General features: G+C 66.4%; 10 protein-coding genes and 1 pseudogene. 4 read left to right on the top strand and 7 right to left on the bottom strand.

The genetic code is table 11. The annotated features are described in order from the left end of the window. Positions 1-2 precede the first annotated feature (2 nt). The 5 genes and pseudogenes from AC4LGL_RS30310 to AC4LGL_RS30290 form a co-directional block, all read right to left on the bottom strand. Positions 3-1,511: a GMC family oxidoreductase gene (locus AC4LGL_RS30310; RefSeq protein ID WP_491841974.1), complete on the bottom strand. Its 1,509-nt coding sequence runs from the start codon at positions 1,509-1,511 to the stop codon at positions 3-5. A gap of 75 nt (positions 1,512-1,586) precedes the next feature. Further along, positions 1,587-1,775: a ferredoxin gene (locus AC4LGL_RS30305; protein ID WP_166907787.1), complete on the bottom strand. Its 189-nt coding sequence runs from the start codon at positions 1,773-1,775 to the stop codon at positions 1,587-1,589. A gap of 69 nt (positions 1,776-1,844) precedes the next feature. Continuing rightward, a pseudogene (locus tag AC4LGL_RS30300) lies at positions 1,845-2,599 on the bottom strand (DUF6891 domain-containing protein). Positions 2,600-2,750: 151 nt separating this feature from the next. Continuing rightward, the gene (locus AC4LGL_RS30295) at positions 2,751-4,169 is read right to left on the bottom strand and encodes a WS/DGAT/MGAT family O-acyltransferase (protein ID WP_491841973.1); all 1,419 of its coding nucleotides are present in this window, start codon (positions 4,167-4,169) and stop codon (positions 2,751-2,753) included. A gap of 27 nt (positions 4,170-4,196) precedes the next feature. Beyond that, positions 4,197-5,423: an alpha/beta hydrolase fold domain-containing protein gene (locus AC4LGL_RS30290; RefSeq protein ID WP_491841972.1), complete on the bottom strand. Its 1,227-nt coding sequence runs from the start codon at positions 5,421-5,423 to the stop codon at positions 4,197-4,199. Positions 5,424-5,547: 124 nt separating this feature from the next. Between AC4LGL_RS30290 and AC4LGL_RS30285 the strand changes: the two genes are divergently transcribed. Both AC4LGL_RS30285 and AC4LGL_RS30280 read left to right on the top strand, forming a co-directional pair. After that, positions 5,548-7,710, top strand: a complete 2,163-nt coding sequence (locus tag AC4LGL_RS30285; protein WP_491841971.1) for an acyl-CoA dehydrogenase family protein — start codon at positions 5,548-5,550, stop codon at positions 7,708-7,710. A gap of 143 nt (positions 7,711-7,853) precedes the next feature. Further along, positions 7,854-8,756: an alpha/beta hydrolase gene (locus tag AC4LGL_RS30280; protein ID WP_491841970.1), complete on the top strand. Its 903-nt coding sequence runs from the start codon at positions 7,854-7,856 to the stop codon at positions 8,754-8,756. Here AC4LGL_RS30280 and AC4LGL_RS30275 read toward each other — a convergent pair. Both AC4LGL_RS30275 and AC4LGL_RS30270 read right to left on the bottom strand, forming a co-directional pair. Then, on the bottom strand, positions 8,736-8,981 hold the full coding sequence (locus AC4LGL_RS30275) for a hypothetical protein (protein ID WP_491841969.1): 246 nt from the start codon (positions 8,979-8,981) through the stop codon (positions 8,736-8,738). The genes AC4LGL_RS30280 and AC4LGL_RS30275 overlap by 21 nt on opposite strands. Before the next feature lie 16 nt (positions 8,982-8,997). Further along, the gene (locus tag AC4LGL_RS30270; RefSeq protein WP_064882020.1) at positions 8,998-10,533 is read right to left on the bottom strand and encodes an APC family permease; all 1,536 of its coding nucleotides are present in this window, start codon (positions 10,531-10,533) and stop codon (positions 8,998-9,000) included. Between the two features lie 185 nt (positions 10,534-10,718). Here AC4LGL_RS30270 and AC4LGL_RS30265 point away from each other — a divergent pair, with 185 nt between their 5' ends. After that, positions 10,719-11,999 carry a class-III pyridoxal-phosphate-dependent aminotransferase gene (locus AC4LGL_RS30265; RefSeq protein WP_491842015.1) on the top strand — a complete coding sequence of 427 codons (1,281 nt, stop codon included), beginning with the start codon at positions 10,719-10,721 and terminating at the stop codon, positions 11,997-11,999. A gap of 26 nt (positions 12,000-12,025) precedes the next feature. Then, positions 12,026-13,573 carry an aldehyde dehydrogenase family protein gene (locus tag AC4LGL_RS30260; protein ID WP_491841968.1) on the top strand — a complete coding sequence of 516 codons (1,548 nt, stop codon included), beginning with the start codon at positions 12,026-12,028 and terminating at the stop codon, positions 13,571-13,573. Position 13,574: the final 1 nt, after the last annotated feature.

Raw genomic sequence — 13,574 nt, 5'->3', positions numbered from 1 at the left:
CGTCAGGCGCCGCGCAGTACGAGATCGGCGGCGCGGTGGGCGATCATCATGGTGGGCGCGTTGGTGTTGCCCGAAGTCAGTGTCGGCATGACGGATGCGTCGATGACGCGGAGCCCGTCGATGCCGTGCACGCGCAACTCGGGGTCCACGACCGACGCGTCGTCGGTACCCATGCGGCACGTTCCGACCGCATGGCCGATGCTGGTCTCCCGTCGGGCCAGCCATGCGTGATCCTGATCGCCGGTGTTCAGGTACGCGCCCGCAATGCCTCTCATCGCCGAGGCTCCCTCGACGACGTCACGGGCGTGGCTCATCCCCTTGCGCAGCCGATCGATGTCGTCCCCGTCGCCCAACCGCTCGAATTCGATCCGAGGCTTCCCGCCGTGCAGTCCGACCCGGCCCCGGGTCTTCGGATGCATGAGCACGGTGTAGACGGTGAACCCGTCGACGCGCTCGATGGCCGTGCGCCCCGTGCTCCCGTCGAGCTCGTAATGTATGGGGCTGACCGCGATTTGGAAATCGTCGGTGAAGATCTGGGCTTCGAACGGCGACATGGTGAGTATGCCGGTGCCACCGAGCAGCAGTGAGCCGACACCCCTCAGCGCCCTGATCGGGCCGAGCGTATTTGCCGTGGGCACCTTCGATTCCCAGAACTGAGTGCCGACCAGGTGGTCCTGGAAGTTCTCGCCGACGCCGGGAAGGTCGAGTACGGCGCCTGCGGGCCCGATACCCGAGTGCAACAGCAGCGCCGGCGAGCCGATGGCGCCCGCGCTCAAGATAACCTCTTGGCGGGCAATAAGTTTGCGACCCCCGCACTCGACGCCGACGGCTCGACCGTTCTCGATGAGTACCCGTGACACCGTCGTCCTGGCGAGCAGCCGCGGCCGTCGATCTCGGGGCAGCGATCGGAGGAAGCCACGTGCCGAGGAGACCCGCAGGCCCCGGCGCTGGTTGACCTGGGTTCGGGACACGCCCAGTTGCGACCGGCCGTTCTGGTCCGGGTTGAGGTCATGTCCGGCCTCGGCGGCGGCAGCGATGAACGCCTCGTCAACCGCATGGTGGTGCCCACACCACGACACCGGAATCGGGCCAGCGTCGCCGCGATACTCGTCACCGCCGCCGACCCAGTTCTCGATCGCCTTGAAATGCGGCAAAACCACATCGAACGACCAACCCGCGCATCCAGCCTCGGACCAACCGTCGTAGTCGGCAGCGCGTCCACGCACGTAGACCATGGCGTTGATCGACCCGCTGCCGCCGATGATGCGGCCACCGGGGAAGTGCTCGGCGATGTCGCCCTTGCTCGGGTCGGGTGCGCACTGGTGTTTCCAGTTCGCCGTCATGTAGAGCGAGGCAATCCCGGTCGGTACGCGGACGTCGGGCCGGTGATCCGTGCCGCCGGCCTCGATCAGCACCACATCGGCACCTGCCGACGCCAGCCGGGCTGCCACGATCGATCCGGCCGAACCCGCACCGACGACGATGAAATCGGCAATGTCGGCGGCAGGCATGCCACGGAGGCTAGCCAGTTCTCCCGAGATGCGCGGGCGGATCGACCATTTGACCGACAGGCATAGAGGACCCGGTCAGCCGCGCCGCAGTGCCGCGCGCGGGCATTCCTCTATCGCACGAGCGGCGAGTGCTTCCAACTCGGCCGGCACCGGATCGAGCTTCACGACCGAGTAGTCGTCCTCGTCGAGTTCAAACAGCTGCGGCGCGAGTTTCTCGCAGATCGCATTGCCTTCACAACGGTCCAGGTCGACTTCGACGCGCACGGCAACCTCCCGAGGAGTTTCTCCAAGATTTATTTGTAGAAATACTACCTCTGATGGGCACCCGCGGCCCTAGAAACCGTCGCCACGCGGTTTCAACAGACCGCCCAGCCACCGCACCGGCGCCGCCCAGCTCCGGTTCGGCTCCTGCGACACGTCGGCCGCGCGGGGTGACAGCGGCTTGCGCCACTCCTTGATCTCCACTTCGATGCGTTCGCGGCGTGACCCCGACCAGTACGTAGTCAGACCGAAACTCTCGGCCACTGCGACGATTCGCTGCCCCACCATGGTGTCGGTACGGTCCTTTACCTCCTCGGTCGCCGCTTCGTCGCCGTCGTAGGACGCCTGGACCAATGCCTCCGGCAAGTCAGGATGCGCACGAAAAGAGCTGTATCCCAATGCCAATTGCGGCGGGTATTCACCGAGCCGCAGTGCATCTTGCTCGTGGAAGAAGGTGTAGGCCCACTCGCGGTAGCGATACCAGTCCGGCGGATTCGGATTGAGGGTGCGCTCGTCATCGATCTCGCTGGTGCCACAGGTCATGCAACAGGAGAAGCACATCCGGCCGAGATGCCCTCCGATTCCAGCTGAGTGAACGCGTCCTTCAGCCGTCCGTAATCACCGGTGTCGAGCCAGGCGGCCTGCTCGGCCACCCGCTCATCCCACATCGATCCCACCAGGAGCGCCGCGTCGTCAGGCTGCAGCACTTCGGAATCGGACACCCAGTCCAGCAAGCCGCGGTAGTCCCAGAACCCGGCGATCAGTCGAAGCCTGATCTCCTCCTGCAACTCGGCGAGATCGCCGGACCTCGAGTCCCCGATGTCCATGGGTGGAATCCTTCCCTTTGGCCGGCTTATCCGGCACCCCGGCCGATCTGCGAATGCGCGAGGGTGCGGCAACTGTCGCTGCTGCACGGTGTGTCGGCAGGCAAACACGCACGCTCGCGGTGCAGGGAGAGCCGTCTGCCTACCTACGCACCTACTGCGGCATCGCAGACTCGACCACGGTCAACTTCTCCGAAAGCCCTGCGACCCTGCGAATTTCGCGGAATTCCTCGACCATGCCGTCGGTGACCTCGTGCGGATCGTCAACCGTGGCGTCGTCGGAGAGCACCGAGATGTTGAGCTGATCGACGTAGCTCCAGACTGTGATGTTCAGCCCGCTGCCCGTCGTGATCGGCCCGACCGAATAGATCTCGGTGACGGTGGCACCGCCGACCTTGCCGCGTTCCCGAGGTCCCGGAACGTTCGAGATGTTGAGGTTGAGCACCTTGTTCTGACCGTCCTGATGGGACAGCCATTTGAATGCGGCCTCGACGGGCGCGGGCGGCATGTACGCGGCCCAGCGCGCGATCAGTTCCGGACCGATCAGTTGATGGCTTTCCTTCGCCAGCGCGGCTGCATCGTGCGCCCGCTGCACCCGCTCGGCGGTGTCGGCGACATCCACCGGCAGTGCCACCAGCACACCGCTGAAGCGGTTACCCGAGATGCGGTCCGGCGAGAAGTCGAAGCTCATCGGCACCGAGGCCAGCAGCGGATGGTCGGCCTTGCCGTCGTATTTGAGCGACAACGTGCGCAGCGCCCCCGACGACATGGCCAGCACCAGGTCGTTGATCGTCACCCCGAGCTTCTTGCTCGTCTCCTTGACGTCGGCCAATGCCAGTGTGGCCGTGGCGAACAGGCGCTTCTCGTCGAGGATGTGGTTCATGAAGCTGGGCGGCGGGGTGAACGGCCGGGTCAATTCGGGCGACAGCTTGCGGCTGCTGCGTCGAACCCGCCCGAACCCCTTGGCCGTGTATCGCATGGTCCCGGGCAGCCGGCCGAGCTGGCGCATGTGATCGGCGAACGCCGAGCGCACGAGTTCGGACTTGCTCGGCGCTGGATCGGTGGCATACGAGTCGTCGTCGCGGTCCGGTCCGTCGCGCAGGTCCATCCCGCGGGCCAGGAGATTGGCCGAGGCGACCCCGTCGGCCAGGGCGTGGTGGATCTTGCCGACCACGGCGATGCGTCCGTTGGCCAGGCCTTCGACGAAGTACATCTCCCACAACGGCCGGCTACGGTCCAGCGGAGTGCTGCCGATCTCACCGATGGCCTCGTCGAGTTCGCGGCGCCCACCCGGGGCACGTACCCGCCACGGCCGGACGTGGTACTCCAGGTCGACGTCGCAGTTCTCCCGCCACATCGGGTGGTGGAACTTGAACGGGATGTCGACGAGCTGATAGCGGAACGGGTCGAGCTTGTGCAGCCGCCCGCGGATCACCTCCCGGAACTCGTCGATCCCGAAAGTCCGCTCACCCATGTCGTCGAGCGCGATGACCGCGATCTTCAACGTGTGCATATGCACGTTGGGCGTCTCTGTATACAGCAGGAACGCGTCCCACCCACTCAACCGCTTCACGGTGTCCCTCCCCAGGTGTGGAAACGTCTATATGACCGCTTTAGCCTCGTCCATCGCCCGGTTTCGGTGAATCTGGTTGAGGAACAAGCCGATTGCCGTAGCCATCGTCCCGGTTCTGGCCCCGTCCGTCATGTCGAAGGCATGTCCGGCGCCGGGCAACTCGAGGTAGCTGACCGCGGCCCGCGACACCGCTTTGAGCTTGTCGACGAAACTGCGTGCCTGCGCGACCGGGATGACACTGTCGCCGGTGCCGTGGATGACCAGGAACGGCGGCGCATCGGGATGGATCTGCGCGATCGGTGAGGCCTTCCGGAAGATCTCCGGATATCGATCGAGCTTGCGGCCCACCACGATCCGTTCCAGGAAGTCGACGAAGCGGACCCGCTCCTCGGTGGAGCGGTCCTCCCAGTCGTAGCGCCCGTAAATGCCCACGACGGCATCGACCGAGGTGTCGGCGCCCTCCGGCAGGTCTCCTTGGAGCTCGGGGTCGTTCGGGGTGAGCCCGGCGAGCGCGGCCAGATGACCGCCGGCCGAGCAACCCGCGACGGCGACGAAGTTGCGGTCGCCGCCGAACTTGTCGACATTGGCCCGCGCCCAGGCGATGGCGGCCTTGACGTCGGTGATGTGCCGCGGCCAGCGATGATGCGGGGCCACCCGGTAATCGATCGACAGACACACCCAGCCCTGCTGGGCCAGATGCGACAACAGCGCGTAGCCCTGCAGGATCCGGCCGCCGTGCACCCAGGCACCGCCCGGTACGAACAACAGGACGGGAGCGGGGGCAGCGCTGGGCAGATCCTTGGACCGCCACACATCGAGCAGCTGGGTCGGGTCGTCGCCGTAGCGCACCGAGGTCCGGTACACGTCGCGCCGGTACTCGTAGGTGTGCCACAACGGCGCCACGCTGTCGGGAGCCGGCCAGTCGATGGCCAGGTCGGCCGGCGAGACCACGCCGCGCAGCGCCTCCTGGGCGACGGCGTTGGTCTGTTCCCGCTCCGACTTCCGCAACTCGCTGTTGTCCGGGGCGAACCAGGACTTCGCCGAGGAGGCGACGAACTCGGGCAGGTGGCGGAATCCCCACACGCTCATGGCAGTAAGGGCGCCGAGCGGTTCCAGGTGCTTGCCCACGACGGGCAGCGAAGCCGATGCCACGCTAAGCGCCAGCATATGATCGGAAGGCTTGGCATGCAGCAACCATTTTGCTCGATCAGCGAGCGTCGGTGCGGGGTACCGGTTATCCGGTCGTGCCGTCATTGCGCGAGCGTACCCCGCAGCCTATTGACTCAGGCGACAACTTCGCCGACTTGTCCACCCGGCGTCGAATTGTGACCTGCATCACGTCGACTTAGCCGCATAACCCCCGTTAGCTTCGCTAACCATGACTAAGTCTGCGCTGGCCATCACCGAAGAGCACCTGGACCTCGCCGATGCTGCACTCGGGCAGTTGAACCGCCTCGACAGCCGCGCAGCCGCCCGCGCCACCTTGGAGAAGGCGGGCAGCTATCCCGACGAGATCTGGGCGGCCGGCGCCGGGCTCGGCTGGAACGGACTCGCCCTCTCCGAGGAGTACGGGGGCTCGGGCTTCGGCCTGCCCGAACTCGCGGTGGTGGCCGAGGTCGCCGGACGCGAACTGTGCCCGGGTCCGTTCCTGCCCACCGTGTCCGCCTCGGTGGTCATCGACCGCTATGCACCGGATTCCGTTCGCGCCGAACTGCTTCCGGGCCTCGCCGAGGGAACGACGGTGGCGGCACTCGGACTGGCCGGCTCGGTGAGCATCGGCGCCGACGGACTCCTCGGCGGGCAGGCCCGTGCGGTACTGGGCGCCCCCGATGCGCAGGTACTCGTGCTGGCCGCCGGGGACGACATCGTCGTCCTCGACGCCGTTTCCGACGGAATCACCGTCACCGCAGAGGATTCCCTGGACACCACCCGCAGCATCGGCGCGGTGGACCTGCGCGCGGTGGCGGTCGACGAGAGCCGGATCCTGCGTGGGGCCGCACGCGGGGCCCGCACGGTGTTCCGGATCCTCGGCTCGGCTGAGGCGGTCGGTGTGTCCTGGGCCGCGCTGGACATGGCGGTCGAGTATGCGAAGGTGCGCGAGCAGTTCGGTCGCACCATCGGTACCTTCCAGGCCGTCAAACACCACGCGGCCAACATGCTCGTCGACGCCGAACAGACCACCGCAGCGGTGTGGGACGCCGCCCGCGCCGACAACCTCGACGGAGCCCCGTTCGCCGCCGCGGTGGCCGCCGCCCACGCCATCCGGGCCCAGATCTTCTGCGCCGAGACCAACGTTCAACTGCACGGCGGCATCGCCTTCACCTGGGAGCATGACGCGCACCTGTACCTGCGACGCGCCAGGACCCTGGCCGCGGTACTCGGCGACGGCGCCGATCCGCTGATCGACGTCGTCGACGGCCAGCGCAGCGGACAGGCGCACGGGGCGTCCTTCACACTGCCCGAAGACGCCGAGCAGTATCGCCAGGACGCGCAGGCCGCGGCATCGGCAGTGCGGGCGCTGCCCGAGGACAAGCGCCGCGACTACCTGGTGGATTCCGGCTACCTGGTGCCGCACTGGCCCAAGCCGTATGGCCGTGCCGCAGATGTGTTGGAACAGTTGGTGATCGAGGAAGAATTCACCGACATCGAGCGCGCGGACATGGGCATCACCGGCTGGGTGACCCTGACCATCGCCCAGGCCGGTACCGACGATCAGCGCGAGCGCTGGGTGGAGCCGGTGCTGCGCGGTCAGGTGATGTGGTGCCAGCTGTTCTCCGAGCCGGGTGCGGGTTCGGATGCCGCCGCCGTGCGCACCGCGGCGAAGAAGGTCGACGGCGGCTGGCGGGTAACTGGTCAGAAGGTGTGGACCAGCCTGGCCCAGCACTGTCAGTGGGGCCTGGCCACCGTGCGCACCGACCCCGATGCACCCAAGCACGCCGGCGTCACCATGATGGCGATCGACATGAAAGCCCCTGGGGTGACGGTGAATCCGTTGCGCGGGCTGACCGGTGACGCACACTTCAACGAGGTGTTCTTCGACGACGTGTTCGTCCCCGACGCCGATGTCGTCGGCGATGTGAACAAGGGCTGGCTGGTCGCCCGGGCCACGCTGGGTAACGAGCGCATCTCCATCGGCGGCGGTTCGGCGGCGCCCACCGGATTCGACGCCGACGAGCTGGTGGCGCTGATCGACGCGGATCCGGATGGCGCCCGCTATGTGCGGCGCGCCGGCGAGGTGATCGCCGTGGGCCACACGCTGCGTCTACTGAACCTGCGCCGGGTGAGCCGGGCCATCGCCGGCACCGAGCCCGGACCCGAGGGCAACGTCACCAAGCTGTTGGTCGCCGAGCATTCTCAGCACCTGACCGAGCTGGGCATGGATCTGGTCGGTTCGGCCGGCGTGACCGGGCAGACGCCGAAGCTGACCCGCGCCTATCTGGGCAACCGGGCCATGACCATCGCGGGCGGGACCTCCGAGATCACGCGGAACACCATCGCCGAGCGCATCCTCGGTCTCCCCCGCGACCCGCTGCTGAAGTAGTGCCCGCTTGGCGCTGGCGCACCGATTTCTACCTGCGGGTCGCGGTGCGACGCGACGCACAACCCGGGTGTGGAAACGGCACGAATGGACGGACGGAGGGCCTGCTTGACATGGCCTCGAGATCACCGGGTAGAACGGTATTTGTGACCTCAAGCACAGGCGCCCGGCCCGCGTTCCACCCGGACCTCGAGCGGATCGCCCGTTTCATCCCCCGCAAGCTGGTGTCCAGGCGCACGCTGCCGGTACTGCAGCGTCTCACGGTGCTGCAGAACCGGCAGACACCCAAGGACGTCGAGGTGCTCACCTTGAGCTCCGGCGTCGGGGTGCGGCTGTTCCGGCCTACCGGGGTCACCGCACCGGCGCCGGCGCTGTTGTGGATCCACGGCGGCGGCTACGTGCTGGGGAGCCCGGCGCAGGACGACGCCCTGTGCCGACGCTTCGCCAGGGAACTCGGCATCACAGTGGCGGCGGTCAAATACCGACTGGCGCCGCAGAACCCCTACCCGGCCGGGTTGGAGGACTGCTACGAGGCACTGAAATGGCTCGCCGCGCTGCCCGCGGTCGACGCCTCGAAGGTGGCGATAGCCGGTGCCAGTGCGGGCGGCGGATTGGCTGCCGCCCTCGCGCTCCTGGCTCGTGACCGCGGCGAGGTGTCCCTTGCCGCACAGATACTCGTGTACCCGATGCTCGACGACCGCTCGGTGGGACCGGAACTGGAGAATCCCGGCCACCGACTGTGGACGCAGGGAAGCAACAAGTTCGGCTGGTCGGCCTACCTCGGCGATGCCGACCCGGCCACCGCGGTGCCGGGACGTCGTGACGATCTGGCCGGCCTGCCGCCGGCCTGGATCGGGGTGGGAACACTGGACCTGTTCCACGACGAGGACATGGCCTATGCCGAGCGCCTTCGGGCCGCCGGGGTCGACTGCCAGGTGGAACAGGTGTACGGGGCGTTCCACGGATTCGACCAGATTGCCGCGAAAACACCGGTGGCCCAAGCCTTCATGGCCAGCCAGTGTGAGCGCCTACGCGCGGCGTTCGCCTGATAGACGCTGCTCGCGCAGATGCCGGCAGGCCAGTCCGAGCAGTGACCGGTCCGCCGCCGACAGCGCCCTGACCCTGGGCACCTGACCGGAGACGATGCCGGCGAACCGGGCGCACAACTGCTCGGCGGTCATCCCGAACTCGAGCCAGACGTCGTCCTCGCGCGGACCCCCATAGGGAGCCCACGCGAGGACGAACTTCAGCAGGACACGCTCGAAGGAGTCCATCTACCTGTCGAACGCGTCAGTCTCGAACAACGTTGTCCTCGAACACGATCCGGCCGATCAACTCGTAGCGGCGTGGATCGCGCAGCTTGAAGTAGGTGGCCATTCCCGCGCCCAGGACGAAGATCCCCACCACGATCCACGGCGTCAACTTGAACAGCAGGGTGCCGGATGCGGTACCCGCGGCGGCGTCCTTGTGTTCCCACAGCAGGTACACGACATAGAGCATGCCGATCCCGCCGAGGCCGGGGGCGATGAGCGTCTTGAACCAGTGCTTGGACACCGGGTGGTTCTTGCGGATGTGGAAGTAACTGATCACCGAGAACGCACACAGCGACTGCACGATCAGGATCGCCATCGTCCCGAGGATCGCCAGCAGCGTGTACATGTGCACGTAGGGGTCCATTCCGGCGAACAGGAAGGCCAGGATGATCACCAGCGCGATGCCACTCTGTACGAACGAGGCGATGTAGGGCGAACCGTGCGTGGGATGTGTTGAGCCGATGGTCTTCTGCAGTCCCTTGGACAGACCCTCACGGCCGAGCGCGTACAGATAGCGCGAGGCGCAGTTGTGGAATGCCATCCCGCAGGCGAACGATCCGGTGACCAGCAGGACGTTGAACACCGTGATGGCCCATTCGCCGTAGGCATCCCGCACCGGGGCGAAGAAGATCTCCGAGGACGTGGCCGAATCCTGTGCGAGTTCCACCGCGTGCTGCGGTCCGGTGCCGGCGATCGCCATCCAGGACACGAACACGTAGAACACGCCGACACCGACGACGCTCAGCATCGTGGCGCGGGGAATGATCTTCTTGGGGTTACGCGACTCCTCGCCGTACATCGCGGTCGACTCGAACCCGACCCATGACCAGAATGCGAAGAACAGGCCCAATCCGGCACTGGCACCGGCGATTCCAGCTGCCGGAGAGAAGGCGCCGATCGGGTTGATGGTCTCGGCGATCGCGAATCCCTGCGGGCCGCCGCCCTTGAACAGCACCGCCACCGCGCCGAGCGCCAACATCACGATCTCGGTCACCAGGAACACGCCGAGTACCTTGGCGGTCAGGTTGACGTCGAAGTAGGTCAGGGCCGCGTTGATCACCAGCATCAGCAGCGCCGGGATGATCCAGTGGATATGGACACCGAGCTGGGATTGCATGAAGTTCTGGAAGAAGAACGAGAAGATCCCGATGAGCGAGGCCTCGAACACCACGTAGGCCATGGTGATCAGCCCGCCGCTGGCCATCCCCACGATGCGGCCGAGGCCGTGGGAGATGTAGCCGTAGAACGCGCCGGTGGTGGTGATGTGCTTGGCCATGGTCGCGTAGCCGACGGCGAAGAGGCCGAGGACGACCGTCGCCACGATGTAGCCGGCCGGGGCGTGTGAACCATTTCCGAAGCCAACTGCGATCGGGACATTGCCGACCATTGCGGTGATCGGTGCTGCCGTCGCCACCGCCATGAAGATGACGCCGACCGTCCCGACGGCGTTGCGCTTTAGTCGCTGTACATCGTGAGCTGCAGATTCACTCTTTGCGACAACTTGTTCGGTCATCTAGCGGAATACCTTCCAGGTAACAGTGGATGCTCGATGTGGCGTGGGCCACAGTGCGAACCTAAGGCATATTGGCACGACCAAAAGCGGTTCGCAAGCACTACTCGCAACCATTGACATAAATGGTTGCGACCGTTTACGGTGAGGGCCATCACAGCTACCGGGTAGCTACTCAAGGGAGCCGCATGTACGACTACGGCACGTTCACGTTCGAATCCAAAGCCGAAGTGCTGGATAGGGCGAAGACGTTCTGGAATCCAGACAAGACGCAGTTCTGGACCGATACGGGTGTCGATCTGGTGATCGACCGCAGGGAAGGCTACTTCCTTTGGGACATGGAGCAGCGTCGTCTCATCGACATGCACCTCAACGGCGGCACCTACAACCTCGGTCACCGCAATCCCGAAGTGATGCAGGCGATTACCGAAGGCATGCAGCACTTCGACGTCGGTAACCACCACTTCCCCTCGGTGGCCCGTACCGCCCTGGCACAGCGCCTGGTCGAGACGGCCCCGGCGTCGATCAAGAAGGTCGCGTTCGGGTCAGGTGGCGGCGAGGCCATCGACATCGCGCTCAAGAGCGCCCGGCACGCGACCAAGCGCCGCAAGATCGTCTCGATCGTCAAGGCCTATCACGGCCACACCGGTCTGGCGGTGGCCACCGGCGACGACAGGTTCGCCAAGTTCTTCCTGGCCGACCAGCCCGATGAGTTCCTCCAGGTGCCGTTCAACGACATCGCCGCGATGGAGAAGGTGCTGGCTCCCGGCGATGTCGCCGCGGTGATCATGGAGACCATCCCGGCCACCTACGGATTCCCTCTTCCCGCACCGGGATACCTGGAGGCGGTCAAGGCCGCCACCGAGAAGCACGGCACGCTCTACATCGCCGACGAGGTGCAGACCGGTCTGATGCGCACCGGTGAACTGTGGGCCATCACCAAACACGGCATCGAACCCGACATCCTGGTCACCGGCAAGGGCCTGTCCGGCGGCATGTACCCGATCACCGCGGCCCTCCTCGGCGATCGCGCAGCGCAGTGGCTCGATGAGGACGGCTTCGGCCACATCTCCACCTTCGGTGGCGCCGAACTCGGTTGTGTCGCGGCGATCAAGACCCTGGAGATCTGTACCCGACCCGAGGTGCGCTCGATGGTCCACTACATCTCCGACATCTTCGACCAGGGCCTGCGCCGCATCCAGGCCGACCACCCGGACTGGTTCGTCGGAATCCGGCAGAACGGTGTGGTGATCGGCCTGGAGTTCGACCATCCCGAGGGCGCCAAGTTCGTGATGCGCGAGCTCTACCAGAACGGGGTCTGGGCGATCTTCTCGACACTGGATCCCCGTGTGCTGCAGTTCAAACCGGGTCTCCTGCTCTCGCGCGAGCTGTGCGAAGACGTCCTGGACCGCCTCGAAGTAGCGGTGAGCCGGGCCAAGACCGCCGCCATCGGACGGAAGAACGGGTGAGCGAAGCGATGGAAAACCAACACGGTATGACCAGTACTGCACAGGCCGGCCACATGCTCGAACGGGCCCGGTGGGCCGCCGCGGCCTACGCCGACTACGACGCAGCCGCGGTGAGCAACATCGTCAACGCGGTGGCCGAGGCCGGCTACGCCGAGGCCGAACGCTTTGCCGCCGAGGCGGTCGCCGAGACCGGCATGGGTGTGGTGGCCGACAAGGTCACCAAGAACCGGGCCTGCTCCCGGGGCATTGTCGACTACTACCGGGGAGAAGATTATGTGTCTCCCCGGATAGACGATGCCCGCAAGATCGTCGAACTGCCCCGGCCCGCGGGTGTGGTGCTGGCACTGACGCCGACCACCAATCCCGTTGCCACGGTGTATTTCAAGGTGATCCTGGCGCTGATGACGCGCAACGCCGTCGTCGTCGCGCCACATCCGCGGGCCAAGCAGTGCTCGGCCGACGCCGCCCGTGTGCTCGCCGAGGCCGCCGTCGCGGCCGGCGCACCCGACGGCATCGTGCAGGTCGTCGACGAGCCGTCGATTCCGCTGGTCCAGGCGCTCATGGCCGACGAACGCACCGACGTCATCGTCGCCACGGGCGGCACCGGCGTGGTCCGTGCCGCATACTCGTCGGGCAACCCCGCGCTCGGGGTCGGCCCGGGCAACGTCCCCGTGTTCGTCGACGCCAGTGCGGACATCAACGCCGCCGCCAAGCGGATCGTGGACAGCAAGGCATTCGACAACTCGGTGCTGTGCACCAACGAGTCGGTGCTGATCGTCGAAGAGGCCATCGCAGACAAGCTGCGCTCGGCGCTGACCCGGGCCGGGGCGCACATCCTCGACGAGGACGGCGCCAAGCGGCTGCGGGCCTACATGTTCGCCGACGGCCACCTCAATACCGATGTGGTCGGACGGGACGCCGCGTGGATCGCGGGGCAGGCCGGTCTACGGGTGACCCCCAAGACCCGCGTGCTGATCGCGCCGTTCGACGACGTGATCACCGAGGAGATGCTCGCCCACGAGAAGCTGTCCCCGGTGCTCGGCATGACCACCGCTGCAGACGCGGCACGGGGCATCCGGGCGGCCCGGGCCGTGGTACGGATCGGCGGGGCCGGGCATTCCGCCGCCATCCACAGCGAGAACCCCTCGGTCATCACCGAATTCGCCGCGCAGGTCCCCGTACTGCGGGTATCGGTCAACGTCGGCAACTCCACCGGCAGCTCGGGGCTGGACACCAACCTGGCACCGTCGATGACCATCGGCACCGGGTTCGTCGGCCGCAGTTCGATCGGGGAGAACCTGCAGCCGCAGAACCTGATCAACTGGGCCCGTGTCGCCTACAACAGCGACGCCGGGGTACCGATGGGCAATTTCGCGGGCATCAACCCGTGGCACTCCCCGGCCGGTCCGGTGCCCGAATATCCCCGCGCCTCCAACGACCGCGACGGCGTGCCCGTCACGCCGCGCCGTTCGTACCCGACAGCCAACCGGTCGTCGGATCCCGGGCTGGACACGCTGCGCGCCGAACTGCGCGCACTGGTCGTCGAAGAACTCGCACAACTGATCAAGAGGTAGG

The organism is Mycolicibacterium arcueilense (assembly GCF_058536225.1).
The sequence above is the reverse complement of the archived record's forward strand: the minus strand, read 5'-3'. Positions and strand labels throughout refer to the sequence as shown.